The sequence below is a fragment of the Rhodoferax sp. genome (genome assembly GCF_028714215.1).
In the GTDB taxonomy this organism is placed as follows: Bacteria; Pseudomonadota; Gammaproteobacteria; order Burkholderiales; family Burkholderiaceae_C; genus Rhodoferax.
Window position 1 is genome coordinate 107,122 of the sequence record NZ_JAQTMS010000004.1, and the last position, 26,665, is coordinate 133,786.

18 protein-coding genes and 1 pseudogene are annotated in these 26,665 nt (G+C 63.9%); 6 read left to right on the forward strand and 13 right to left on the reverse strand.

Going from position 1 to position 26,665, the window contains the following annotated elements; all coding sequences use genetic code 11:
* Positions 1–29: 29 nt before the first annotated feature.
* The gene (locus PHS32_RS03265) at positions 30–6,776 is read right to left on the reverse strand and encodes a YDG domain-containing protein (protein ID WP_301077368.1); all 6,747 of its coding nucleotides are present in this window, start codon (positions 6,774–6,776) and stop codon (positions 30–32) included.
* Positions 6,777–6,831: 55 nt separating this feature from the next.
* Here PHS32_RS03265 and PHS32_RS03270 point away from each other — a divergent pair, with 55 nt between their 5' ends.
* Together PHS32_RS03270 and PHS32_RS03275 are read left to right on the forward strand one after the other, a co-directional pair.
* Positions 6,832–7,773, forward strand: a complete 942-nt coding sequence (locus PHS32_RS03270) for a response regulator transcription factor (RefSeq protein ID WP_301077369.1) — start codon at positions 6,832–6,834, stop codon at positions 7,771–7,773.
* The gene (locus tag PHS32_RS03275; RefSeq protein ID WP_301077427.1) at positions 7,773–9,638 is read left to right on the forward strand and encodes a sensor histidine kinase; all 1,866 of its coding nucleotides are present in this window, start codon (positions 7,773–7,775) and stop codon (positions 9,636–9,638) included. Before PHS32_RS03270 ends, PHS32_RS03275 begins: the two co-directional genes overlap by 1 nt.
* A 47-nt stretch (positions 9,639–9,685) precedes the next feature.
* On the opposite strand, the pseudogene PHS32_RS03280 reads toward PHS32_RS03275, so the two are convergent.
* The 9 genes and pseudogenes from PHS32_RS03280 to xylA all read right to left on the reverse strand — a co-directional run.
* A pseudogene (locus tag PHS32_RS03280) lies at positions 9,686–9,985 on the reverse strand (transposase); the annotation flags it as partial.
* A gap of 94 nt (positions 9,986–10,079) precedes the next feature.
* Positions 10,080–10,496, reverse strand: a complete 417-nt coding sequence (locus PHS32_RS03285; protein ID WP_301077370.1) for a hypothetical protein — start codon at positions 10,494–10,496, stop codon at positions 10,080–10,082.
* Positions 10,497–10,649: 153 nt separating this feature from the next.
* Positions 10,650–12,122: a xylulokinase gene (gene xylB, locus PHS32_RS03290; protein WP_301077371.1), complete on the reverse strand. Its 1,473-nt coding sequence runs from the start codon at positions 12,120–12,122 to the stop codon at positions 10,650–10,652.
* Positions 12,123–12,129: 7 nt separating this feature from the next.
* Positions 12,130–14,193 (reverse strand): TIM-barrel domain-containing protein, encoded by a 2,064-nt coding sequence (locus PHS32_RS03295; RefSeq protein WP_301077372.1) that lies wholly within the window; start codon positions 14,191–14,193, stop codon positions 12,130–12,132.
* A gap of 25 nt (positions 14,194–14,218) precedes the next feature.
* Positions 14,219–15,073 (reverse strand): carbohydrate ABC transporter permease, encoded by an 855-nt coding sequence (locus PHS32_RS03300; protein WP_301077374.1) that lies wholly within the window; start codon positions 15,071–15,073, stop codon positions 14,219–14,221.
* 7 nt (positions 15,074–15,080) lie between these two features.
* Positions 15,081–16,079: a sugar ABC transporter permease gene (locus PHS32_RS03305; RefSeq protein WP_301077375.1), complete on the reverse strand. Its 999-nt coding sequence runs from the start codon at positions 16,077–16,079 to the stop codon at positions 15,081–15,083.
* Between the two features lie 30 nt (positions 16,080–16,109).
* Positions 16,110–17,357 carry an ABC transporter substrate-binding protein gene (locus tag PHS32_RS03310; protein ID WP_301077376.1) on the reverse strand — a complete coding sequence of 416 codons (1,248 nt, stop codon included), beginning with the start codon at positions 17,355–17,357 and terminating at the stop codon, positions 16,110–16,112.
* A 50-nt stretch (positions 17,358–17,407) separates the two neighbouring features.
* On the reverse strand, positions 17,408–18,475 hold the full coding sequence (ugpC, locus tag PHS32_RS03315; protein ID WP_301077377.1) for a sn-glycerol-3-phosphate ABC transporter ATP-binding protein UgpC: 1,068 nt from the start codon (positions 18,473–18,475) through the stop codon (positions 17,408–17,410).
* 46 nt (positions 18,476–18,521) lie between these two features.
* Positions 18,522–19,835 carry a xylose isomerase gene (gene xylA, locus PHS32_RS03320; protein WP_301077378.1) on the reverse strand — a complete coding sequence of 438 codons (1,314 nt, stop codon included), beginning with the start codon at positions 19,833–19,835 and terminating at the stop codon, positions 18,522–18,524.
* Between the two features lie 185 nt (positions 19,836–20,020).
* On the opposite strand from xylA, the gene PHS32_RS03325 reads away from it, so the two are divergent.
* A complete protein-coding gene (locus tag PHS32_RS03325; RefSeq protein WP_301077380.1) occupies positions 20,021–21,229 on the forward strand; it encodes a DNA-binding transcriptional regulator in 1,209 nt (402 codons plus the stop codon).
* A 36-nt stretch (positions 21,230–21,265) separates the two neighbouring features.
* On the opposite strand, the gene PHS32_RS03330 is transcribed toward PHS32_RS03325, so the two are convergent.
* Positions 21,266–21,787 (reverse strand): GNAT family N-acetyltransferase, encoded by a 522-nt coding sequence (locus PHS32_RS03330; RefSeq protein WP_301077381.1) that lies wholly within the window; start codon positions 21,785–21,787, stop codon positions 21,266–21,268.
* Between the two features lie 130 nt (positions 21,788–21,917).
* Between PHS32_RS03330 and PHS32_RS03335 the strand changes: the two genes are divergently transcribed.
* A complete protein-coding gene (locus PHS32_RS03335; RefSeq protein ID WP_301077383.1) occupies positions 21,918–23,396 on the forward strand; it encodes an RNB domain-containing ribonuclease in 1,479 nt (492 codons plus the stop codon).
* A gap of 37 nt (positions 23,397–23,433) precedes the next feature.
* On the opposite strand, the gene PHS32_RS03340 is transcribed toward PHS32_RS03335, so the two are convergent.
* Complete coding sequence (locus tag PHS32_RS03340) at positions 23,434–24,336, reverse strand: hypothetical protein (protein WP_301077384.1); 903 nt, start codon at positions 24,334–24,336, stop codon at positions 23,434–23,436.
* A 182-nt stretch (positions 24,337–24,518) separates the two neighbouring features.
* On the opposite strand from PHS32_RS03340, the gene PHS32_RS03345 reads away from it, so the two are divergent.
* A complete protein-coding gene (locus PHS32_RS03345) occupies positions 24,519–25,337 on the forward strand; it encodes a hypothetical protein (RefSeq protein WP_301077385.1) in 819 nt (272 codons plus the stop codon).
* 42 nt (positions 25,338–25,379) lie between these two features.
* Positions 25,380–25,952, forward strand: a complete 573-nt coding sequence (locus PHS32_RS03350) for a cytochrome b/b6 domain-containing protein (protein WP_301077386.1) — start codon at positions 25,380–25,382, stop codon at positions 25,950–25,952.
* Here PHS32_RS03350 and PHS32_RS03355 read toward each other — a convergent pair.
* Positions 25,942–26,613 carry a class I SAM-dependent methyltransferase gene (locus PHS32_RS03355; protein WP_301077387.1) on the reverse strand — a complete coding sequence of 224 codons (672 nt, stop codon included), beginning with the start codon at positions 26,611–26,613 and terminating at the stop codon, positions 25,942–25,944. The genes PHS32_RS03350 and PHS32_RS03355 overlap by 11 nt on opposite strands.
* Between the last annotated feature and the right edge of the window lie 52 nt (positions 26,614–26,665).

Sequence of the window (26,665 nt, forward strand, 5' to 3'; positions counted from 1 at the left end):
GTTCTCTGCGGGGTTTTGTTCAAGAAAAATCACAAGTTGCCTTTCGTACCGGATGGCAAATGCCCATCGGTTGAAGTGTTGTTGGAGATCAAATCCTTGGTCTTGAGCGCATCGCCACCAGACGCCTCCTCCGGGCTGCAAGCACCGGCTGCTGTGTTGTCACCTGCACTTGCGCCGATGCAAGCCACAGTTGCATCGATGGGCTTGCCCGTCTGCAGGCCTGTACCCCGTTGCTGCTGGTTCAGACTGGAAACCGTGGCATCCAATGCCTCGGGACGGGTGATCTTCAGCGAGCCGTTGGCATAGCCGATCGCGTAGTTTGGCGACAAAAGCCCCGAGGGCTGGATGACATAGTCACCCACCATCGTCGCGCCCTGGCTGCTGCCGCCATAAATCAGCGTTCCAGCCAAGTCCACAGAGGTTTCGCCACTGACCAGTCCGTTGTAGCTGACACCATTGCCGCCAGAGTAGGCACTGCCGGTGTAGGCCTTGTTGTCATCGCGGGCCGTCACGATCAGGTGTTGGGGCGTGATGTCGGCAACGATTCCCGCTGACTGCACCAACTGGTAATTGCCGGCATCGTTGCCTGTCAGCGTCAAGCCACTCACCAGCACACGTTTGCCAGTGCCCGCCTGCTTGTCGGCAAACGCCGCACTCGCGGTGCCAGCGAGCGTGAGCACATCGCTGCCCAGTGCGGCAACGGTTGCTGTGCCCATCAGCGTGGCGGTGATGCTGGCATCGTAGGTTTTGTTGGCTGCGGCCAGGCCAGAGACAGTGATGTTGGCCCGTGCGATATCAGCCGTCAGACCACTTTGCTGGATCAGGTTGTAGTTGCCTGCATCCGTGCCGTTTAAGGTGTTTCCGGTCACGGCGATGGCTTTGCTTGTACCCACGTTCTTGTCTGTAAAAGCGCCCACCGCCGTTCCGCCAACACTGACGCTGTCTGTGCCCAAAGTGGCAACGGTTGCTGTGCCCGTCAGGGTGGCAGCGGTGCTGGCATCGTAGGTTTTGTTGCTGGCGGCCAAACCGGTCACCGCCAGATTGGCTCTTGCGATGTCGGCAGCAATGCCGATTTGCTGCCCCACGTTGTAGTTGCCTGCATCGGCCCCACTTAAGCTCAGGCCGGTCACGGTGATGGCTTTGCCTGTGCCTGCGTTCTTGTCCGTAAACGTACCTACGGCTGTGCCGCTGACAGATACGCTGTCCGAGCCCAAGGCAGTGACCGCAGCTGTGCCGGTCAGGGTTGCGCTGGTTGTGGCATCGTAGGTTTTGCTGGCAGCAGCAAGACCAGTCACTGCCAGATTGGCTCGTGTGATGTCAGCCGTCAAACCCGTTTGCTGAACGATGTTGTAGTTGCCTGCGTCAAGGCCAGAGAGCGTGTTGCCGGTGACGGTGACAGCTTTGGCCGTGCCGGCGTTCTTGTTGGCAAACGTCCCGGTAGCCGTGCCGCCAACGCTCAGGTTGTCACCGCTCAGGGCAGTGACGCTGGCTGCGCCTCCCAAAGTGGCAACCGTGCCCGCGTCATAGGTCTTGTTGCTGGCAGTCAGGCCGCTGACCGAGATGTCTTTCTTGGTGATGTCAGCCGTCAGACCCGTTTGCTGCACCAGGTTGTAGTTGCCTGCATCCGTGCCGCCAAGGGTGTTGCCGGTGACGGTGACAGCTTTGGCCGTGCCGGCGTTCTTGTTGGCAAACGCCCCGGTAGCCGTGCCGCCAACGCTCAGGTTGTCACCGCTCAGGGCAGTGACGCTGGCTGTGCCTCCCAAAGTGGCAACCGTGCCCGCATCATAGGTCTTGTTGCTGGCAGTCAGGCCGCTGACCGAGATGTCTTTCTTGGTGATGTCAGCCGTCAGACCCGTTTGCTGCACCAGGTTGTAGTTGCCTGCATCCGTGCCGCCAAGGGTGTTGCCGGTGACGGTGACAGCTTTGGCCGTGCCGGCGTTCTTGTTGGCAAACGCCCCGGTAGCCGTGCCGCCAACGCTCAGGTTGTCACCGCTCAGGGCAGTGACGCTGGCTGCGCCTCCCAAAGTAGCAACCGTGCCCGCGTCATAGGTCTTGTTGCTGGCAGTCAGGCCGCTGACCGAGATGTCTTTCTTGGTGATGTCAGCCGTCAGACCCGTTTGCTGCACGATGTTGTAGTTGCCTGCATCAGTACCGCCAAGGGTGTTGCCGGTGACGGTGACAGCTTTGGCCGCACCGACGTTCTTGTTGGCAAAAGCGCCAGTAGCCGTGCCGCCAACGCTCAGGTTGTCACCGCTCAGGGCGGTCACGCTGGCTGCGCCTCCCAAAGTAGCAACAGTGCCCGCGTCATAGGTCTTGTTGCTGGCAGTCAGGCCGGTGACCGAGATGTCTTTCTTGGTGATGTCAGCCGTCAAACTGGTCTGCTGCACGATGTTGTAGTTGCCTGCATCCGTGCCCGAGAGCGTGTTGCCGGTGACGGTCACTGCCTTGCCCGTGCCGACACCCTTGGTGGCAAATGCGCCCACTGCTGTGCCGCTGACGCTGACGTTGTCTGAGCCCAACGCGGTGACGGCAGCTGTGCCGGTCAAGGTGGCGGTGGTTGTGGCATCGTAGGTTTTATTTGCCGCAGTAAGTCCAGTCACTGCCAGATTGGCTCGTGCGATGTCGGCTGTTAAACCGGTCTGCTGCACGATGTTGTAGTTGCCTGCATCCGTACCGCCAAGCGTGTTGCCGGTCACGGTGACAGCTTTGGCCGTGCCGACGTTCTTGTCTGCAAAAGCGCCAGCAGCCGTGCCGCCAACGCTCAGGTTGTCACCGCTCAGGGCAGTGACGCTGGCCGTGCCTCCCAAAGTGGCAACCGTGCGTGCGTCGTAGGTCTTGTTGCTGGCAGTCAGGCCGCTGACCGAGATGTCTTTCTTGGTGATGTCAGCCGTCAGACCCGTTTGCTGCACGATGTTGTAGTTGTCTGCATCCGCACCGGCAAGCGTGTTGCCGGTCACGGTCACCGCCTTGGCTGTGCCGACACCCTTGGTGGCGAAAGTGCCCACTGCTGTGCCACCCAAGGTGACGCTGTCGCCAGCCAAGGCAGTGACGCTGGCTGCGCCAGTCAGCGTGGCTGCGGTGCTGGCATCGTAGGTCTTGTTGGCTGCGCCAAGGCCACTCACGGCCAGGTTGGCGCGTGTGATGCTCAAACCGCCATTCACCATGGCGATGTCGTAGCCCCGCTGATTGGAATACAAGCCACCAAGGGTGATGACATAGCTGCCCACGTTTTTCGCCCCTTGCGACGTGCCGCCGTAACTGGCCGCGCCCAGCAGGTTGGCGTTGGGCGGGGTGGAATACGCGACGCCGTTGCCGCCGCTGTAGGCCGCCCCGTCGTAGGTTTTGGCTGCGGCGTTGGCGGTGACGGTGAGCGGCGTGAGGAAGCTCTTCAGCAGCGGGGTGGTATGGCCTTCGTAGATGCGCCAGACGGGAGTAACGGTGAAGTCGAAACCGGTGAAGCTCGCCTGGGCCAGTTTGCTGGTGGTGTCGGTGTTGCTGGTACCGATGCGCGTGCCGGAAGCGCTGGTTGCTTGGCCGGTAGAGGCCCAGTCCCAGTAGCTGTTGGTGATCGTACCGGCCATCTGGTTGCCGATCAAGCCGCCGCCGGAGATTCTCGCGGTGACGGTGCCGCTCGCGTAACTGGTGTCGATGTTGGCGTAGTTCTGTCCCACCAGGCCGCCGACATAGGTGCCGCCGTTGACGCTGCCGGTGGCGTAACTGTTGCTGATGCTGCCGCCTAACGTTTTACCGACCAGTCCGCCGATGGAGGTGGAAGAGACACCGCCGCCGCAGCAGGCGTAGTCCGTGCCGGTCACGCTGACGTTGGCGTAGCTGTTGCCGATGGAACCGCCGCCGCCCATCTGCCCCAATAGGCCGCCGGCCCCATGAACCGAAGCGGTCACGCTGCCGCCGTTGGCGTAGACGTTGCTGATCGCGCCGTCGCTGCGTCCCGCCAACGTACCGATGACATTTGCGCCGCTGATGCTGCTGTTGAGCAGGCCGACGTTGCGCAACGTGGAGCCGACGCCGGCATAGCCGAACAGCCCCCGGTAATCGTTGGTACCGTTGTTCCAGCCCGGACTGTTGATGGTCAGCCCGGTGACGGTGTGGCCGAGGCCGTCGAAGCTGCCGGTGAATTTGGCGGCGGAGGTGCCCACCGCAGTGAAGCCGACATTCGCGTTCCAGGTGCTGGTACCCGAGGCGTCGATGTTCGCGCCCAGCACGTATTTGCCGGCCAGGTTGTTGTTCATCGCCTGCAACTGGTTGAGGTTGATAATGGCGCCGTAGGCCGTGGGCGTGGGCGAGGTATCGCTGCCCAGATACACCGGGCCGGCGGTGTTGAAGGCGGCATGGGAGAGCAGGTACGGCGTGGTCTGGTTGCCGCCGTTGCCCCACACCGTGGCGGAAAAGCCGGCGGGCAGCGCGGCGGCGAGTTGCGCCGTGGTCTTGCCCGTGACGCTGGCCGCGGTGTCGGCGCTGTTGCCGATGCCGGCACCCGTGCCCGAGGTGGTGGTGTTCCAGTAGGCCCCGGTGACGCTGTACACCGGGCTCATCGAGTCGGGCGTGATGCGGCCGATCAAGCCGCCGACGCTGGTGGTGCCGCTCACCGTGCCGGTGGCGTAGCTGTTGCTGAGATTGAAGTGGTGACCTCCCCCGTCGCTGCCAAGGATGCCCACCAGTCCGCCCACCTTGGCGACGCCGCTGACGGCGCCGGTGGCGTAACTGTCGGCAATCCGGGCTGGAAACCCGGCCGATCCATCGATAAAGCCCACCAGACCGCCGACGCCCTCCACACCGCTGCCGCTGACCGCGCCGGTGGCGTAGCTGGCTGTGATCTCGCCGCCAGAGTTCCCCACCAGTCCGCCGATGTAGTTGCCCGTGCCAGTGACGGTGGCGCTGCTGAAGCTGGCATCGATTTTCGCGGTTCCAGAATTTCCGACCAGCCCCCCCACATAATGCCTGCCGCTGACGCTGCCCGTGGCGTAGCTATACGTGATCGTGCCGCCCGAGGGGTATCCTGCCAGTGCGCCGACATAATCCTGGCCGGTAACGGTAATGTTGACAGCGGTCAGGCCGACGTTGCGTAGCGTGGCGTTGTTGGCAAAGCCGAACAGGCCGACATAGGCGATGGCCGGGAGGTTGATGTAAAGGCCGCTGATGGTGTGGCCGAGGCCGTCGAAGCTGCCGGCGAATCTGCCCGGGCCTGACGTACCCACCGGCGTGAAGCCGCCCGCCGCCGCCCATGCACCCAGGCCGGTTGGCGTGGCGTCGATGTTGGCGCCCAGCACATAGTTGCCGTTCTTGTTGCCGTTCATGCCCTGCAAGTCGGTGGCGGTGACGCTGCCCGCCGCGCCCAGGCTGGTGAGGATGGTCCAGGTCGTTGCGACGGCGTCATTGCCCAGTTTGGTGCTGAAGCTGCCGGTGGCGGCGAGGTTCACCGGGGCGTTGACCTTGTAGGTGGCGGTATTGCCGGCGGCCACCGCGCCCTGGCCGTATTCCAGCGCCAGACCGGCGGTGCCGCTGCCCATCATGGCGGTGTTGATGTTGATGTTGTTCTGCGCGTTCAGCGTCAGGGTATTGGCCGACCAGGTGACGACGTCGTTGACGTTCACGTCGCCCGCCGTGCCCGCCGCGCCGGTGGTGCTTTGAATCGTAACGGGGCCGCCGCCGAGGTTGGCGGAGAGGGTGGCTCCCGTCATGTCGCCGCCGCTTGCTGCGATGGTGAAGTCCACCGGGTCGATCAGCCAGGTGCCGGATTTGCCACTGGCCGCGAGGGTGGTGACCTTGGCGCCGTCGGCCACCTTGACGTGAGCCGCAGAGGTTTCGATGAAGCCGCCCTTGCCCGCCGTGGGGGCGGAGGCATCCAGCACCCCGCCCACATGGACCGTGCCGCTTTGCATGTCAGCCAGCAACATGATCTTGCCGTCTTTGCTTGCCAGCGTGCGGGCTTGTATGACCCCGCTGTTGTTGACCGCCGATTGGGTCAATGCATCGGCCGACTTGGCGCTAAGTTGCACCAGACCGCCATCGGCCTGGATGCTGCCGCTGTTCTCGGCCAGGGCGTTGAGTGCGCCTTTGTCCACCGTGATGCCGATCAGGCCGTCGCCCGTGAAATCCAGGCTGACCTTGTCGCCCGCAGCCAGAACCGCAGCGCCGTTGGTGGCCTGGATGCTGCCGCTGTTTTGAACCGCCGGGCCGATCAGGGCGACAACTTTGCCCTTGAGGCTGCCCTGGTTGAGCACAGTGCCAGCGAGACCATTTTGGGCAAACCGGAACTTGCCCGCAAGAAAATCTTCGTTGCTCAAGCTCAGCGAAGAGGCCACCAGCCCCCCCACATCGACCTGCGCGGTTTGGCCAAAAATGATGCCTGCGGAATTGAGCAGCCAGACTTGGCCGTTGGCTTTGAGACGGCCCAGGATTTCGCTGGGGGCGGTGGCGGCAATGCGGTTGAGGGCGATGGCCGAGCTGCCGGGTTGCACGTAGGTCACGCTGGCGTTTTGCCCGATGTTGTAGCTGCTCCAGTCGGCCACCAGGCGTTGGCTGTTCTGGGTGACGGTCATCTGCGTACCGGTGCTGGCAATGCTGGCGCTGCCCGCGTTGATTTTTCCGCCAGTGGGCAGGGCAGTGGCATCCAGCGCGAAGGCCGGGGCGCTCAACAGCGCTGCGGCGGCCACCAGCACGCTGCCACTGCGTTTGCCGTGGGACTTGATGTGTTCGGCCACGGCAACCCAAGCTTGGGTGAGGTGGTTCCAGACGAGGCGGTAGGTGTGGTTCATGGCTGTGTGGTTTGATGGGTAAAGTGGCTAACAGCGGGATTTGTTCGCCTTAGATATGCATGAACTGAACCTGGATGTTGGCAATGACAGTGCTGCGAAGTTTGAGCAGGATCATTGTAAAAATCACCTCAACGCATTTGATTCATTAATTTCTGTCATTTGCTGTCAAATGCTGTCAAGGAGAATGCAAGCTACTAAACTTGATCTGATTGAATTTCATGGCCGCCATATGATTTCCCGTCATCTCTTTCCTTCACCGCCTTCTTTGCCTTTGACCCCTTCCCTCATTGCTGTGGTAGAAGATGATCCGGGGCTGTGCGCCGACTTGGTGGAGTTTTTGCAACTTCGGGGGTTCGAGGCGCAAGGCTTCAGAAGTGCCGAGGCGTTTTATCGGGCCTGGCCGAAGAAGCGGTTTGATCTGCTGCTGTTGGATGTGTCCCTGCCGGGCGACAGTGGCCTGGAGGTGGCACACCGGGTGCGAGAGACGGACACCACCGGTATCGTGATGCTGACCGCGCTGGACACCGATAACGACCAAGTGGCAGGCCTTGGAGCGGGAGCAGATGCCTATTTGTCCAAGCGCAGTTCACTGGAGGTGATTGAAGCGGCTTGCCGCAGTGTGCTGCGCCGACTGGGTATGGCAAAGGTGGCGCACATGGCGGGCATCGGGACACCCACACCACAGCCAAAAACCCGGTGGTGTCTATCCAGCCAGCAGTGGAAGCTGGAAGCCCCCAATGGTCACACCATTGATTTGACACACGCTGAACTGATTTTTCTCGGCGCATTGTTTGGCAAACCCAGCGAAGCAGTTGAGCGCGAACAGTTGCTGGGCCTGTTGGGCAAGCCGGACTCCTTGTCGAACTTGCGCAATCTGGACAATGCAGCGAGCCGGTTGCGGCGCAAGGTGCAGCAGGCCTGCGGCATGGAGTTGCCGGTGCGCCCGAGTTATGGCAAGGGCTATACCTTTGGAGCGGCGTGCGAGGTGAGCGCGTGATGCGACTGCTGCTGACGCTGGTGGTGGCGCTGCTGATGGCATCGACGCCGCACGCAGCGCCCCTGGCGCTGACGGCGGACATGCGCCACGCCTCGCTGGAGGGGCGGCTGGAGCACTTCGCGGATGCCTCCAACACGCTGGCGTTCGAGGCGGTGCGCCAGCGGGAGTTCACCCTGCTGCCCACTTTTCGCGGTCAGGGCTACGACGCGCAGGCCCATTGGTACCGCCTGCGGCTGGATCATGCCGCCGGGGCACCAACCCGGTGGATTCTGGCCATTGGCAGGCCCACGCTGGACGAGCTGGATGTGTGGGTGGAACAACCGGGCGGCGGGTTTCGCGCCTACGCGCTGGGTGACCACCGGCCCTATGAGGCCCGTCCGCTGCAAACCCGCCTGTTCACGGTGCCCGTCGATGTGGGTGGCCCCATCGGCATCTACATGCGGGTGCGGACAACCAGCTCGGTCACGGTCAATGCCGAGGTCTGGCAGCCGGAGGCCTTCGTTGCCGACGAGACCCGCAGCAATCTGTACCACGGCATGTATTTCGGCACCCTGCTGATCGTCGTCGTGTTCTATTTGATGCTGGGCGCATGGCTGCGCGATGCCGCCATGGGGGCGTATACCGGCTACGTGGCCTCGCTGGTGGTGATGCACCTGGGGCTCAACGGTTATCTGCCGGTGCTGTTTGTGTCTGACGGAGGCTGGCTCAACGATGCGCTGTCGCGCATTGGCTTCCTAGCGGGTACGGCGTTTTTCGTGCTGATGTGGGCCCGGCTGCTGGAATTGCAGCGGGGTTTTCCGCGCATCAACCGCCTGTACCAGCTCTTCGGCTGGGTCAACGTGGCGGTGCTGCCGTTTGCTTTCCTGGAGGCGTACCGGACTATCGCGCCGTCGATCAATCTGGTGTCCGTGCTGGCCGGGGTCGCCAACCCGATTCTGCTGGGCATTCTCTGGCGGCGCGACCGCCGGGCCGAGTTGCTGGTGTACTTCATCGCCTTCATCATTCCCATGGTGGGTGGCCTGACCCACATCGCCATGGAGATGGCCTGGCTGCCCCAGAATGGGGTGACATCCAATATCTACCAGGCCGCATCATTGGTGCACGTGCTGGTGATGAGCTTCGGCCTGGCGCTGCGCCTGCGCCAGATGCAGCACGACAAGGCGGCGGCGGAACAGGGGGTGTTGGTCGCCGCGCAACGCACGCAGGAGCAGCGCCGCTTCGTGGCCATGCTGTCGCATGAGTTTCGCAACCCGCTGGCCGCCATTGACCGCTCGGCGCAGATGATAGCGATCAAGACACCGGACATTGCGACACCCGAAGCCAAGCGCCTGGCGCAGATACGCGGCAATGTTGCTACGCTCTCTGGTTTGGTGGACAACTTCTTGCTCACGGAAGCACTTGACCATCAGGCCATGGCATTGACGCGCGAATCGTGCGCCATTCATTCCCTGCTGGATGGCGCGGTAAGCATGCAGAGAGAAACCGTCGGTGAGCGCCTCGTGCTAATCGTGGTTCCGCCCGATGCACGATTCAATCTCGATCCGACTCTGACCGGCATGGCGGTGGGCAACCTTGTGACCAACGCCTTGCGCTATTCCCCATCCGATAGCACCGTAGAAATTGCTGCAACGGTGGACTCCACAGGGCTGTGTATCCGCGTTGCCGACCGGGGGTCAGGTATGCGCGAGGAAGAGTTGGCGTTGCTGGGCCAACCCTACTATCGTGCCGGCTCATCCTTGGGCAAGAAAGGCAGCGGACTGGGCTACTACTTCACCCGGCGCATCGTGGAGGCGCACGGTGGCAGCCTGCACGCCAGCTCCCGACCCGGCGGGGGGATGGAAGTGACCCTGCGCCTGCCAGCCTAAGCCGGACGAGCCGGAGCAGGAGTCAGTTTGGAGTTGTTGGCTTGACACCGGGTATTGCGCGTCACCACCGCAGCGAGCTTGAGCAGCATGCGTAGCTGATTACCTTGGAAATGCTGGCAACTCGTGCGCGTGGCAAACAAGCCTGCTTGCGCCTCCTTGATGCGGTTCTCGGCTTCGCCGCGCTGGCAGTACAGATCTTTGTACAGCTCTTTGGCCTGGCCCGTGAGGTTGGTCACCACGTAGAGCGGGTTGTTACCTTGGGCGCCATGTTCCAGACGTGTGATCACCCGGCGCGATCATGCCCAGGACTCCGCGGCATAGACAAACTCGCCTACCTCTGGCCGCCGCTGGAGCCCGAACTGAAGCAGCAGGCCTTGCAATACCCGCAACTTGTGGCCTACTGTGATCACATGCGCCAGCAGTTTTACCGTTGAGAAGTCCTTAGTAGGAGCGCAGGGCGACACCCCATTTACCGGCAACTCGGGTCACGATCCAGAGGTTCTTGTGCAGGCTCAGCAAGTCGCCATTTTTGTTGCGCCGGGAATAGGTGACGACGAAGTGCACCTTGTCCCGACTCACAAGTACCGCCTGCTTCGCTTCATACCGCGTGTCAAGCCAGCCAGAGGCCCGCAGTATTTCAAAGAAGTCGCCGGGGTGTTGCCCCGGTGCAGGCCAATCGAGGCGCTGTGCGCCGGACAGCATGAGATGGGGAAAGTGAAGTTCCCGGTCCATGCCGTCGGCGTCGCACGCATTGAAGCAGGACGTGAAGCGATCAAGGCAGTCGGACGCAGCGCGGATCAGCTCTGCTTCGGTTTCCTCTGATGGCTGTGGTTTGACGAAGCTGGCAAAGTCGCTCATTTGATTTCACTTGAGGTTGGCAAAGTTTGATGATCGCAGAACTCAAGCACCGAATCCGGGCCGCGGCGCAGGCCAGTACACCGCGGCCCCGCCGCTGCCACCGGCCAGCGTTGCGCGCACGGCTTCAAAACAGGCCACGCTTGGGCAAGCGCTTCAAGTGCTTGAGTACAAGGGCTCCAATTGCCGATAGAGGCGGTGAAAAACCTTCCGGCGCTGCGCATGACGCGCGTGCTGCTCGGGGGCCGGCAGGAACTCGCCCAGTGACGTCGGGACCGGACACGACTCGGCAACCGATCCGCCATCGACGCCCAGCCGCGCCAGCCGTGCGGCGCCGAGCGCCGGGCCAAAATCACCGCCTTCACGCCGGATCAGCGGTCGGTTGACGATGTTGCTCAGCATTTGCGCCCAATAGTCGCTGCGCGAGCCGCCGCCCACCAGCACGATCTGATTGGCGCGCACGCCGCTGGCCTCGACCGCCTCGATACCGTCCAGCAGGCCTTGGCCGACGCCCTCCAGCGTGGCATTGCCGAGGTCGGCTCCTTCGGTAGCGCTATCCAGCCCGAAGAACACGGCCTTGGCCGCCGGGTTGTTGTGCGGGGTGCGCTCGCCACTCAAATAGGGCAGGTAGTAGGGCGTCGCGTCGCTGATGCCACGCCGCTGGGCGGCAGCCAGCAGGCTGGGCACATCGGCCTGGCCGGTGAGGCGCTGCGTATGGTCCAGGCAGGACGCGGCCGACAGCATGACGGACATCAGGTGCCAGGTGCGTGGCAGCGCATGGCAAAAGCTGTGCACGCCTTGCGCCGGGTTGGCCAGAAAACCGTCGGTGGCGACGAAAAACACCCCCGACGTGCCCAGCGACAGCATGGCCTGGCCGGGTTGCACGATGCCCATGCCGATGGCGCCCGCCGCGTTGTCGCCAGCACCCGCCACCACCGGAATGCGGCGCAGGCCAAACTTCTGGGCCACCTCGGCGCGCAAGTGACCGGTGATCTCCGGGCCTTCATGCAGCGTCGGCATCTGTTGCCTGGCCAATCCGGTGGCGGCCAGCAGTTCGTCGCTCCAGTCGCGCCCGGCCATGTCCAGCCACAGCGTGCCGGCGGCGTCGGAGAGGTCGCTGGCATGCTGGCCGGTCAGGCGCAGGCGCAGGTAGTCCTTGGGCAGCAACACCTTGGCGATCCGTTCGAATACCTGCGGCTCATGCCGCGCGACCCACAGCAGCTTGGGTGCCGTGAACCCCGGCATCATCTGGTTGCCGGTGATCTGCCGCGAGGCTGGCACGCGCCGCTCCAGCTCGGCACACTCACCGTGCGAGCGGCCGTCGTTCCACAGGATCGCCGGACGCAACACCTGGTCGCCTGCGTCCAGCAAGGTCGCGCCGTGCATCTGGCCCGACAAGCCGATCGCCTCGATCTGCCGGGCCGCAATGCCCTGGGCCGCCGCGTCGCGCAGCACGCCGGCCAGCGCCTCTTCGCAGGCCTGCCACCAGTCGGCCGGCTGCTGCTCGCGCCACAGCGGCTGTGGCTGCTGCACCGTCAGCGGCGCGGTCGCGCTGGCGCGCACCTGGTGCGCGCGGTCCAGCAGCACGGCCTTCAGGCCGGAGGTGCCCAGATCAATGCCGAGGAACATCGCCGGCTCAGCCCACTACCGGCAGTTTCACGTCGTCCCGGCTGAAGACCGGGATGCGCTCCAGCGGCGCCGCCACCTCGATGCGCTGGCCGCCCGCGTAAGACTGGCCGCTCCAGACATCGGTCCAGCGACTGCCCGCCGGCAGGTAGACCGAGCGCGTGCGTGCCAGGTACTGCAAGACCGGCGCCACCAGCAGGTCGGGGCCGAACAAATGCTGGTCTTCCACCGTCCAGGCTTGCGGGTCGTCGGGGAATTCGAAGAACAGTGGTCGCAACGGCGGCGCGCCGGTCTCGCTGTAGGTCTTCATCTGCTGCATGGCGTAGGGGCGCAGGCGCTCGCGCATGAACATGTAGCTGGTGAGAATCTTGTAGATTTCCTCGCCCCAGGCCCAGACTTCGTTGTCGCCGCCGGTGTCGGTGAAGACCAGCACCGAATCCTTGCCATAGGGTTTGTCGGGCGCGTGCTCCAGTTGGGCCACGTCGTTCGGGATGCGAAAGCCGTGCAACCGGAACACCGGGCAGAACACGGCCCACTGGAACCAGCGCACCAGCAGTTCACGGAATTCGGGCTTGGTGCCGTTGCCGTCGTAAAAACCGCCGATGTCGGTGGTCCACCAGCCAATGCCCGACAAGCCGGCGTTCAGGCCGCCGCGAATCTGGTCGCGAAAAGCCTGGAAGCTGGAGCGGATGTCGCCCGACCACAGCAGGCAGCCGTAGCGCTGGCTGCCGGCCCAGGCCGAGCGGCACAGGAACATGGCCTGGGTCTCGCCAATCTTTTGCATGCCTTCAAAAAAGGCGCGCGTGTGAAACAGCGGGTAGGCGTTCAGCAGTTCCGAGCCGGTGCCCAGGTGCAGACGCATCAGCTCGGGATTGACCGGACGCACCTCTGGCTCGCACGAGTCCAGCCAGTAACCCTTGATGCCGTAAGCGTGGTAGTTCTGGCGCACCTGCTCGAAGACGAACTCGCGCGCCTGCGGATGCGTCGGGTCGTAATAGGTCACCGGCACCTTGTACAGCGGTCCGGTGTCGGTATCGATGAAGGGTTTGAACACCGGCATGCCGCGCGCTGCCTGGATCAGCCAGCCCTCGTCGTTCATCTTGGTGTAGGTGTCGGCATTCGGGTTCACCGTGGGCCAGATCGAGACCATGACTTCGACCCCCATGGCCTTCAGCTCGGCCACCATCGCCGCCGGGTCGGGCCAAGCCACCGGGTCGAACTTCCACTCGCCTTGTTTGGTCCAATGGAAAAAGTCGATCACGATGCAGGCCAGCGGGATCTTGCGCCGCTGGTGCTCGCGCGCCACGGCCAGCAGCTCTTGCTGGTTGCGGTAGCGCAGCCGGCACTGCCAGAAGCCGCTGGCCCAGTAGGGAAAGTCGGGGGCATGGCCGGTGACTTCGGCGTAGTTGCGCAGCAGCTCGGCCGGGTTGCCGGCGCTGATCCAGTAATCGAGTTGCTGCGCCGCGTCAGCCACCCAACGTGTCAGGGAATGGCCGAACTCGACGCGCCCGACCGCCGGGCTGTTCCACAGGAAGCCATAGCCCAGACTGCTGACGGCAAACGGAATGCTGACCTCGGCATTGCGTTGCAGCAGTTCCAGCACGCAGCCCTTCTGGTCGAGCCGGCCATGCTGGCGCTGGCCCATGCCGTAGATGCGCTCATCGGGTGCCGACTTGAAGGTCGCCTCGATGCGCCAGCTTTCATAGGCGTTGGCGCTGAAAGCCCGGGGCCCCGGCCAGGCGAAATGGCTGCGCTGTTCGGACAGCAACTCACGGCCGGTCCGCACATCGATGAAACGCAGATGCAGTTCCTGGCGCGGTTCGCCGTGCGGGTAGACCATGGTGACCTCGGCACGCACCTCGCCTTGTGTGACGCTTGCGTTCAGGCCCACCACTTCGACCACCGGGTTGGCCGCCGGGCGCGGCAGCAGCGCCGACAACTGGTCGTCACGAAACTCACGCGCCGGCGTGGCGCGCACGCGCAGTCCCTGGCCCCAGCCCTGGATCAGCAAAGTCTCGCGGTTCATGCGGCACTCAAGGCCATCGGGCCTGACGGTAAACAGAGGGGTTGTCATGGAATATTGCTCCTGATAGGGTGGGTTACTTCAGCGCGCCCGAGGTCAAGCCGCTGACGATGCGTTTTTGCAGCGCGACGAAAATGATCAAAACCGGCAGCACCATGACTGTGGCGAAGGCCATCGCATTGCCCCAGTCGGAATAATCGGCACCGACGAAACCGTACAGACCGACGGTGGCCGGTTGCATGGACTGCTTGTTCATCAGCGATACCGGGTAGACAAACTCGCCGTAGGCTTGCAGGAACACCAGCGAGCCGACCACGATGTAGCCGACCCGTGCCAGCGGCAGTGTCACGCGCAGAAAAGCCATCAAGCGCGAGCAGCCGTCGACCCGCGCCGCCTCTTCGATCTCGATCGGGATCTGCGCGAAGGTGGTGCGCAACATGATCACGGCAAACGGCAAGGTCTTCGAGGTGGTCGCCAGGATCACGGCGCTGTAGGTGTTGACCAGGTCGAGCTGGCGCAGGATGACGAACATGGGGGTCACCAGCAAGGGCGGCGGCAGCACCTGCGACAGCATCACGCCGACCAGTACGGCATCCATCCAGATCGAGCGCACGCGCGACAAGGCGTAGGCCGATCCGGTGGCCAGCAGCAGCGTCAAGGTGGTCGCGCCGCCGGCAATCAGGAAGCTGTTGGCGAGGTAGCGCCCGACGTTCTCGCGCTCGAAGATCCAGCGGAAGGCGGCCAGCGTCGGTTCGTGCGGAAACAGCGTCGGCGTTGCGGCGTTCACTTCGCCGGCCGTCTTCAGCGCCGAGACCACCATCCAATAGACCGGAAACAGATAGGTCGAGGCGATCAGCAAGCCCAAGCCCAGCAGCAGCCACTGGCGTAGCGGAATGGGATCGCGCTGCGGGGTGGGAAGAATCTTTTCCATGCTCGCCTCAGAACCTGGTTTCGGCGCGCACGCTGCGCACGAACACCAGCGCCACCAGGAAAACGATCGCCAGCATGGCAGTCGAGATCGCGGCGCCGGTGCCGAAATCAAAAACCTCGAACGACAGCCGGTACGACCAAACCGGGAAGATGTTGCTGGCGTCGACCGGGCCACCGTGCGTCATGGTCCAGATCAGGTCGAAGGCGCGCATGGTGTAGACCGTGGTCAGCGCCACCAGTGCGTACAGCGTAGGCGCCAGCAAGGGCAAGGTGATCGAGAAAAAACGGCGCACCGGTCCGGCGCCATCGAGCGCGGCGGCCTCCAGGATGTCCTGGGGAATGCCGGCCAGGCCGGCCGCGATCAGGATCATGTTGAAAGGCAGGCCGAACCAGATGTTGGCCGCCATCACCGAGACCAGCGCCATCTCCGGGTCCGACAGCCAGTAGATCTTGCCGGCCACCAGTCCCAGCGACTGCAGCATGAAATTGACGATGCCGTTGTCGGATATCAGCATCCATTTCCAGACCGCGCCTATCACCAGGGGCGGCAGCATCCAGCCGGCCAGAATGACGCCGCGCAGCCAGCCGGCACCGGGAAAACGCTGCGCGAAGTAGAGGGCCAGTCCGAGTCCACCCAGGCATTGCAGCACGACGTTGCCGATCACGAAGTTGGCCGTGTTGCGGGCGACTACCCAGAACAGCGGGTCGTCCAGCAGCTTGGCGTAGTTGGCCAGGCCGACGAAGGGCCGGTCCATGCTGCGCAGGTTGCCGACGTTGACTTCCTGAAAGCTCATCACCAGGTTGTAGACAACCGGGTAGCCGATAAAGAGCGCCAGGAACGCGACCGTGGCGCCCACCAGTACCGGCCAGATCCAGCGCGAGTCGAGCGCACGGTCGATCCGCCGCCGCAGCGACGCGCGATCAAGCGCTGGAGCAGGTGCGCGGGAAATGGATTGCACGGATGGAGGACGGGTGGGGTTCAGGCCAACGGCCGGCACGCGGCCCATGATGGGCGCGTGCTTGGGCCTACAGAAGCGTTAGTGGGTGGCGGTCGGCAACGGGCTCTTTTGCAGCAAGGGTGCAATCACCTTGGAGGCTTTTTCCAGCGCTTGCGCGGGCTTGGAGCGGCCGGTCAGAGCTTCCTGAATGGCGGTCTGCACGGCGGCCGAAATGGCGGGCCAATCGGGGTGCGGACCACGTGGACGGGCAAACTCCATCTGTTTCTTGAAGGCGGCATAGGCGGCCGGAAATTGCGGGTTGTCAATCACCACGTTGGGCGACGGCGGCAACCGGCCACCGAGCCAGGCCTGCGCCATCTGCGGCTGCATCGACATGAACTCGATCACCTTGAAAGCACCGGCCTTGTTTTTTGCACCCTTCGGAATGCCCCAGACAAAGCCACCCAGTGCCGAGGCCTGGATGTTCTTGCCGTCACGCACCGGCAGCGGCGCGACGCGCCAGTCGAACTTGGCGTCCTTGGTGCGCTGCAGTTCCCACGGACCGCTGATGACCATGGCCGAGCCGCCGCCGATCCAGGCGCTGGTCATCTCGAATTGGCGTTTGATCAAGGCATCTTTCGAGACCTGCTCTTTCGCCACCAGGTCGGTCCACACCTGTAGTGCCGCCACCGCCTCGGGCGAGTTCAGGTTGTTCAGACTGCCGCCGGCCTGTTCCAGCCAGGGCAGCCACTGGAAAGTGCCTTCCTCGCTCTGCACTGCCGAGAACCCCAGGCCATAGACATTCTTGCTCTTGTCGGTCAGCTTGGCCGTGGCGGCCAGCAGCTCGGACCAGGTCTTGGGCGGTTTGTCGGGGTCCAGTCCCTTGGCCTTGAACATGTCGGCGTTGTAGTACAGCGCGATGGTGTTGGCCTCGCCCGGTACCGCCCACTGGCGGCCCTTCCACTGGGACACGCCCCAACTGCCCTTGTAGAAATTGTCGGCTTTGATGACGCTCGACTTGGCCACCAGATCGGTCAGATCTTCCAGCGCGCCCTGGCTGGCGAAGCTTGCCGTCGTCGGATTGTCGATCGTGATCAGGTCAGGCACGTCGCCAGTTGCGATGCCCTTGACCAGCTGCTGCGACAGTTGCCCGAACGGTATGAACTTGTGATCGATCTGGGCGCCCGGGTTGGCGTCGTTCCAGCGCTTGATGTTGATCAGGCCGGTCTCGGTCGGCTGGCCGAAGATGTGCCACATCGTGACGGTCTGTGCGCTGGCTGGCACGGCGACAAAAGCGGCGGTAGCGATACCGAGCCCAAGTGCGGTTCTGCGGGTCCAGGGGGTCATGATCTTGTCTCCTTTGGTTGAACGGTTAACTGGGAACAGGGGTAGGGGCTTCAACGGCGAAGCGCGGCGCCGGTGTCGGCGTCGAAGTAATGCAGGTGGTCCGGGTCCAGCGCCAGGCGCAAGCTGTCGCCCGGGACCGGACGGGCGCGTTCGCGCACACTGACGGTGAGCGGCGTGCCGCTCACTTCACAAACAATGTGGGTGTCCATGCCGGTCGGCTCGACCGACACCACGCGGGCCTCAAAGGCCAGCGCTTCGGCGGCGCCGGCCAGGCGCGCATGCTCGGGCCGTACCCCCAGGGTGATTCGGCGGCCCGGCGCAACCGGACACGGCAGCGGCAGGCGCAGCCCACCATCGACCATCAGGGTGGCGTCCGCTTGCGCGCTGCCGGTCAGGAAATTCATGGCTGGCGAGCCGATGAAGCCGGCCACAAACAGATTGGCCGGCCGGTCGTACAAGTCCTCGGGGCTGCCGACCTGCTCGATACGGCCGGCGTTCATGACAACGATGCGGTCGGCCATGGTCATGGCTTCGATCTGGTCGTGCGTGACATAGATGCTGGTGCTGGCAAGTCGATGGTGCAGCGCCTTGATCTCGGTGCGCATCTGCACCCGCAGCTTGGCGTCCAGATTGGACAGCGGCTCGTCGAACAGAAACACGCGCGGCTGGCGCACCATGGCCCGGCCCATCGCAACACGCTGGCGCTGGCCGCCCGAGAGCTGGCCCGGCAGACGCGCCAGCAAGGCGCCGAGGTTGAGCATGGCGGCTGCCTGCTGCACCTTCTCGGTGATCACGCTGGCGGCCAGACGGTGCAGGCGCAAGCCGAAGCTCATGTTTTGCTGCACGTTCATGTGGGGATAGAGCGCGTAGCTCTGAAACACCATGGCCACATCGCGGTGCATGGGCGGCATGTCGTTGACCCGTTCGCCGCCAATCGCGATATCGCCGGCAGTGACGCTTTCCAGCCCGGCGATCATGCGCAGCAGCGTCGATTTGCCGCAGCCCGACGGTCCCACCAGCGTGACGAACTCGCGGTCGGCAATTTCCAGGTCCACGCCCGGCAACACCGATACGCTGCCGTAGCGTTTGTGGACCCCGCGAATCGAAACTGATGCCATCTGGTCGGATTTCCCGTTGTTTCTTCTTGCGCAATACCGGCGGCACTCAGCCAAACAAGGCCTGATTGACACTGGCCTCCAGCATTTCCTGGCGCCCACTCACCGGTTGCGGTGCCAGACCTCGCTCGGTGGCCAGGCCGGCCAGAGTGGCCAGGGTGTGATCGCCGGCGAGGATCGCACGTCCCAGCTCGGAGCTCCAGTTGGCATAGCGTTGACTGCGGAAGTCGCCAAGAAAGTCGCGCTGGACCAATTGGGCTGCTTTTTCCAGCGCCAGGGCGAGTGTATCGATGGCGCCGATGTGGGCGTGAAAAAGATCCTCCAGGCCCAGACTCTGGCGTCGCACCTTGGCGTCGAAGTTGAAACCGCCCTGACCCAGGCCGCCGCCCTTGAGGATTTCGTAGAGCACCAGGGAAAGTTCCTCGACGCTGTTGGGGAACTGGTCGGTGTCCCAGCCGTTCTGTGGGTCGCCGCGGTTGGCATCGACGCTGCCGAAGATGCCCAGCGCTATCGCGGTTGCCACTTCGTGGTGAAAACTGTGGCCGGCCAGGGTGGCATGATTGGCTTCGATGTTGAGCTTGATCTCGCCCTCCAGTCCGAACTCCTGCAGAAAGCCGTGCACCGTGGCGACGTCGCGGTCGTACTGGTACTTGGTCGGTTCATGCGGTTTGGGCTCGATCAGCAACTGCCCCTGGAAGCCTATGCTGTGCTTGTGTTCAACCACCATCTGCATGAAACGCCCGAGTTGCTTGCGCTCGCGCAGCAGGTCGGTGTTGAGCAGCGTGTCGTAGCCCTCGCGGCCGCCCCACAGCACGTAGTTGGCGCCACCCAGCCTCTGCGTGGCGTTCATGGCACTGAACACCTGCGTTGCCGCGCAGGCAAAGACTTCGGGGTCCGGGTTGGTGGCTGCGCCGGCGGCGTAGCGCGGGTGGCCGAACAGGTTGGCGGTACCCCACAGCAACTTGACGCCGGTGCGTTCCTGGTGCTGGCCCATCAGGTCGACGATTTGGTCCTGGTTACTGCGGTATTCGTTCAAGGTCGCACCGTCCGGCGCGGCGTCGGTATCGTGAAAAGTGTAGTAGGGCAGACCCAGCTTCTGGAAGAATTCGAACGCCGCTTCGGCTTTGCGTTGGGCCTGTAGCATCGGCTCGGCGGCAAACCAGGGCCGCAGGAAGACGGCGTCGCCAAACACATCGGCACCGGGCGAGCAGAAGCTGTGCCAATAGCAAACCGCCATGCGCAAATGTTCCTGCATGGTTTTGCCCAGCAGCACGCGCTGGGCGTCGTAATGACGAAAGGCAAAGGCCGAGCGGCTGGCAGGCCCTTCGTAGCCGACGCGGTCAACGAAATCGAATACGCTCATCGTGAATGTCTCCTGGTCCCCGTTGCCGTTTCCGGCGGCAGCGAGGCGCTGGTGGGTGAAGGCGCCGGAGCACCGGCTGGCACCTCGACAACTTGCCTGATCTTAGGGTTGGCAGGGTCGTCTGCCTATTGTGAAATCCGCCGACTATGGTATCGTTTCTGGCGCAATCCACCTCGGAAAAACCCTTGTCCACCCAGCCTGTCAAGCAAGCCCCATCGGCACGCCGGCCACAACGCCGACCGCACCGCATTGCCCTGCTGTTCAATGCCAACAAGATCTACGATCGCGAGATCATCGCGGGCATAGGCGGCTACTTGCGTTCAACCCGCGAAGAGTGGGATTTGCTGGTCGAGGAGGACTTCCGGGCCCGCTTGGCCGGCATCGCCCAATGGCAGGGAGATGGATTTATCGCCGACTACGATGACCCCAGCATTGGCGAGGCTTTGGCCGGTACCACGCTGCCGGTGGTGGCGGTGGGCGGCTCCTATGCCGATGCTTCCAGCTATCCCAAGGGCATGCCTTACGTGGCCACCGACAACTTCCTGCTGGTGAAGCTGGCGCATGACCATCTGGTCGAAGCCGGTCTGCCGCGGATCGCGCTGTACAGCGTGCCGCCAGCGGCCGGCAACCGCTGGGCCCAGGAGCGGGAAAAAGCCTTCGCCCAGTTGGCGCCGCAAGGTCGCATCTACTGTGGCATACAAACCAGCGTGGTTCAGTGGAACAGCGCGATCAAACATCTGGTCGAATGGATCTTGTCACTGCCCAAACCGGTAGGCATCATCGCCATCACCGACGCGCGTGCTCGGCACCTGATGCATGCCTGCATGGTCGCCGACGTGGCGGTTCCAGAGCAAGTGGCCATTGTCGGTATCGACAACGACCCTCTGACCCAGTCGCTGACCCGCATCGGACTGAGTTCGGTGCGCCAGGGCACCCACGAGATGGGTCGCACGGCGGCTCGGCTCTTGCACCAGATGCTGCATGGCACACCAATGGCCGGCAAGCGTGTGCTGGTGCCGCCCGCGGGCTTGAATGCGCAAGCTTCCAGCCGGCACACCCGGCCGTTCAGCGCCCATGTAATGAAGGCGCGCTATTACATTCGCCAGTACGGTTGCCAGGGCATCAAGAATGAGCAGGTGGCCGAGTATGTGGGTGTCTCGCGCTCGACGCTGGAACAATGCTTCCGCGTGGAGCTCGGGTCGACGGTGCATGCGGCATTGCTGGCGCACCGGCTGGAACTGGCGCAACAGCTGCTGCGCGACACCGACCTGCGCGCCGCCGAGGTGGCTCAACGCGCCGGATTTACGACGCTGCAGTACATGTACGCGGTATTCAAGCGAGAGCTTGGCGTCACTCCCGCCGCCTACCGGCGGGGCGCTTTCCCCCTGCCTTGACACCTGATGAAGGCGCGCGCTTTGCGCGCTAACGAATCAGCCGTCAACCGGATGTTCTGGCGTTGCCAGCACCAGTTGGTAGAAGCCAAGGTCCAGCCAGCGGCCGAACTTGAAGGCGGCTTGTTTGATGGTGCCGGCGTGCTCGAATCCCAGTTTCTGGTGCAGCGCAATGCTGGCGCTGTTGGCGACATCGATGCCGCCCACCATGACATGCAGTTGCTGTTCCCGGGCGCGCGCAATCAGCGCCTTCATCAGCGTTTCCCCGAGGCCCCGGCCGCGCTGGTTCTTGTGCACGTAGACCGAATGTTCCACCGAATACTTGTAGGCCGGCCAGGCCCGAAACGTGCCATAGCTGGCGAAGCCCAGCAGCTCACCGCTGTCGTCAACCAGGCCGATGACCGGGAATCGCCCGGCCTCCTTGGCCTTGAACCAGCCGACCATGCTGTCCGGCGCGCGCGGCTTGTAGTCGTACAAGGCGGTCGAGTTGACGATCGCTTCATTGAAAATTTCAAGCATGGCGCCGGCGTGCGCCGCATGGCTACAGTCGATAAGTTGCATCAGGCTTGCCTTTCAAAGAATGGGTGGCAGCAGGTGGTCGAGGCGACCGAGCATTGTATTTTGGCGCGGCGTGCCGCAGGTGCCAGCGCCGGCAGCGCACCGGCACCCGGCTTGCAGGTATATTGACCCCATGCACAACCCTCATGACAGCCACCACCATCACCGCTCGGACCTGGTCCGCATCGCCATCGGCGCCATGACCGAGCGCGGGCTGGAGCCCGAGTTCTCCCAGCGGGTCGAGCAGCAACTGGCCAGCATCGGCGGCCCCGCCAGCGAGACCGGCGCCCAGATTCACGATCTCACCGACCTGCTCTGGTGCTCTATCGACAACGACGATTCACTGGACCTGGACCAGCTCACCGTCTGCGAGCCGCTGGCGCAGGGCAGCATCCGGCTCTGGGTCGCCATCGCCGATGTCGACGCGCTGGTGAAGAAGGGCAGCGCCATCGACGAGCACGCCCTCATCAACACCAGCTCGGTCTACACCTCGGCGCGCATTTTTCCGATGCTGCCCGAGCGCCTGTCGACCGACCTGAGCTCGCTCAACTTTGGTCAGGACCGCTTGGCGCTGGTGACCGAGATGGTGTTCAATGCCGACGCCTCGCTGGCCGGCGCCACCGTATACCGGGCCCGGGTGCGCAACAAGGCCAAGCTGGCCTATGACGCGGTCAGCGCCTGGATCGACGGTGCCGGCGCGCTGCCTGCGGCCGCTGCAAAGGTGCCCGGCATGGAGGCGCAATTGCGTACGCAGGACAGCCTGGCCCAGCAACTGCGCGCGCGCCGGCATGCCGAAGGCTCGCTGGAACTGGAAACCTTCCAGCCGCGCGCCGTGTTCGACGGCGAGCAGGTGGTGGACATTCGCCAGCAGGTGCAAAACCGCGCCCGCCAGTTGATCGAGGAAGTGATGATCGCCACCAACGGCTGCACCGCGCGCTACCTGGCCGGCCGCGGCGACGCCTCCCTGCGGCGCGTGGTGCGCTCGCCCGAGCGCTGGCTGCGCATCGTGGCGCTGGCCAAGGAATACGGCGAGGCCCTGCCCGAGCTACCCGACTCCAAGGCACTGGAAGCTTTTCTGGCGAAACGCCACAAGGCCGACCCGCTGCGCTTTCCGGACCTGTCGTTGGTCGTCGTCAAGCTGATGGGCCGCGGCGAGTACGTGGTCGAGACGCCCGGCGGTCCGCCGATCGGCCACTTCGGCCTGGCGGTGCGCGACTACACCCACTCCACGGCACCGAACCGGCGCTTCCCCGATCTGGTGACCTCGCGCCTGCTGAAAGCCGCGCTGGCGGGCGAGGCGCCGCCTTACTCCAATGCCGAACTGGGCGAGCTGGCCCAGCATTGCACGCGGCAGGAAGACGCGGCCCAGAAAGTGGAGCGGCGCATGCGCAAGTCGGAAGCGGCGCTGCTGCTGGAGTCGCGCATCGGCCAGCGCTTTGATGGCATCGTCACCGGCAGCGGCGCCGACGGCGTCTGGGTCCGGCTGTTCACCCCGCCGGCCGAGGGCAAGCTGGTGAGCGGCGAGAATCACTTCAAGGTCGGCGCCCAGGTCCGCGTCAAGCTGGTAGCTACCAATGTGGAGCGCGGCTTCATCGACTTCGTGAGCGCCTGAGAAGCGCACGCAACGCGGGGCCGATTCGATTGCAGGATCACTGGACCGTCCGCTGGCGCAGATCCTCGGCACGCTTCATTTCAAGGTAGGCCGCCCGGTCGATCTCGTGCAGCTGGCGCGGATAGCGCTCGGTCGCCGTAAACCAGGCCTGCAGACGTTGCTCCAGCTGGACTGGCGGCGCGGCGCTGGTGGCATCCAGATAGGTATCGATGGCCAGGTAGTAGCGCATCGTATTGCGCTCCAGCAGGCCACGCATGCCACCGATATATTCCGCTTGTCCATCGGGGAGTTGGCCAACCACGGTAAACCCGACCTTGGCGCTGGCCAATGTTGCCAGATAGGTCTGCAGGGCCAACCGGCCGGCAAAATTGAAGGCATAGGAATAGGTCAGATGCAAAAACGTTTTGCCATTCGGTAGCGCCACCGCTTCCAGCTCGATCAGGTAGTCGCTGGTGCCTAGCGGACCGTCCTTGGCCTTCAGCACGATGTCGAGATACTCCGGGCTCAGGCTCGCCAGGCGGTAGCTGAAATCGAAACGCGGCGCAATCGACAGCGCCTCGGGCGTCTTCTTGCCGATGTGGACGTGCAGCGTGGTGCCGGCGGGCGCCACCAGCGCGCGGCAGTATTTGGAATTGATGTGCAGCAGCATCACGTCGCACCAATGGTCCGGACTGTTCAGGCCGCTGCTCACCGCGTCAAACGGGTGGGCGACGACGGCGTAGATGTCGCCGGTCAGGCGGTTGGGCGTCTCAACCGAATCGAGAACCAGCGGCTGCCTGAATTGATTTTGCCGCAGTTGCGGCTCCAGTGCCGTGTACTTGGCGCGCAGAGTTGCCACCGGGTCGACCGTCGCCATGGCCGCGCCGCCGACGGCCACCGCGCAGAGCAGCAACAGCCAGCGCAAGCCGCTCAGCGCGCTGGAGCAGAATGAGGTTTGCAAGGCTGCGCCAGCAAGGCGCTTGCGGCTGGTCAAGCTGCGGGACTCGATTGGTTTCATGGACGTGAAGTGGGGGCGGCTCGCAAGATATCCAGAGCCGGCCAGCCGGACCGTGCGGCAGCGCACGGAACGCGCCAGCGTGAGTTCGGACAATCAAGGACCAACCGTTTTTTGGAGGACAGAAGATGCGCTACCTTTTGATTGTGTTTTGCCTGCTGTGGGGGTCGGTCACTTCGGCCCTGGCTCAGTTGAGCGTCGGTATCGGGCTGCCCGGCGTCAGTATCGGCATCAACCTGCCGGTCTACCCGCAACTGGTCCGGGTACCGGGTTATCCGGTCTACTACGCACCGCAACTGGACTCGAACTTTTTCTTTTACGACGGCATGTACTGGGTCTACCAGGGCGACAACTGGTACGCCAGTTCCTGGTACAACGGACCCTGGGGACTGGTGAACCCCGACTTGGTGCCGCTCTATGTGCTGCGCATCCCGGTGCGCTACTACCGTAACCCGCCGATGTATTTCGGCGGCTGGCGCGCCGATGCGCCGCCGCGCTGGGGCGAGCATTGGGGCAATGACTGGGAGCACCAGCGCAGGGGCTGGGACCAGTGGAACCGGCGCGCCGCGCCGGCGCCGGCCCCGCTGCCGACCTACCAGCGCCGCTATTCGGGCGAGCGCTATCCCGAGGCGCCGCAGCAGCACTCGATTCAAGGCCAGAATTACCGTTACCAGCCGCGTGACGCGGTAGTGCAACAGCATTACCAGGAGCAAGGCCTGCAAAGAGCGCCGGCGCAGCGGGCTCCGCAGGCCGCCCCCGTCGCACCCCGCGCGCAGCCGCCGCAACAACGCAGAGCCGACGAGGCTCAGCGCGCTGCGCCGCCCCAAGCGCCGGCGCAACAGAGAGAACCGGCCGCCCAGGATCAAAGGCAACGACCGCAACAAGGTTCGCAGAAAGATCGCGAGAAAGGCGATGGGCGAGGTGAGGACCGCACCAAGCAGCCTTGAATGGGCGCTACCATTCCCTGAATCAATTTTTGGGGAAATAAATTGGAACAGCGCTCGCTCACCCGCTTCGGCAATGTGGCCCAGGCCTTTCACTGGCTGACGGCGATTCTGGTTTTGCTGGCGTTCGTCTTCGGTCCGGAGGGCTCCGAGCAGCGCGTCTACCTGCCGGCCGGCGATTTCGAACGGCAATTGCACGAGACGCTGGGCTTGTGCGTACTGGCGCTGGCCGTGCTGCGCCTGCTGTGGCGCATGCTGGACAGGCGGCCCGAGCCCGAGCCGCTGGCGCGCTGGATGGAGCTCTCGTCCAAGGCGGTGCAGGTGGCGCTTTATGGGCTGCTTTTTGCCGTCCCCTTGACGGCCATCACCGGCGCCTGGCTCGAAGGCCACCCCTTGACGCTGCTGGGCGGCCTGCAAATTGCATCGCTGATCGGCCTGTCGCACGGCATCGGCGTGACGATTGCCGAGATCCACGCTTGGCTGGGCGACGCCATCTTGTGGCTGGCCGGCCTGCACGCAGCGGCCGCCATCTACCATCACCTGGTGCTCAAAGACGGCGTGCTGCTTTCCATGCTGCCGCGCTGGGTTCCGCTGGGCAAACTGACCGCTACCCGGTAGCGCAGGGCGCTTGCCGCGGCAAGTCCATTTTGCGCCAGACGCTGGCCAGCCAGGGCTGCTGCGCAAGGGGTAAACCGGGGGGACGGTAGAAATGCAGCAGCTCGACAAAGCCGGCCGCCGTCATGTGGCTGCGCCAGCTTGCCAGGTCATGGTAGACGCCGTAGCGCTCCCGACTCCAGCCCTCGTCGTTGTTGCCCCTGGGGTTGGAACTGAACAGCACACCGCCGGGTTTGAGGGTGGCGTGCAGTTCCGACAAGACCCGCGGCAGCGCCTGACCCGGCACGTGAAACAAGGAGGCGTTGGCAAAGATACCGTCGAAGCGACCGGCCGGCAAATCAAGCGCCAGAAAGTCCTGCTGCCATACCTCGCAACCGCTGTAGGCGCGCGCCATGTCGGCAAAACGCGCGGCACCTTCCAGCCCCACGGCAATATGCCCCTGCTGCCGGAAGACCTTGAGATCGCGGCCCGGTCCGCAGCCAAAGTCCAGCAGCGTGAACGGTGCCGCGCCTTCGATAAATTGCAGCAAGGCCGCCATGTTCTGGCTGACGTCGTGCTCGCGGGTACCGGCAAAAAAGTCTTCGGCATGCTGGTTGTAATAGGCCAAAGTGCCATCGGCGATGGCACCCAGCTCCTGCGTCGTCAAATTTGTCGGGCGGGTCATGGCCGGGAGGATAGTCTGCGGCCGGACAACATGACGTCCACACCCTGGAACA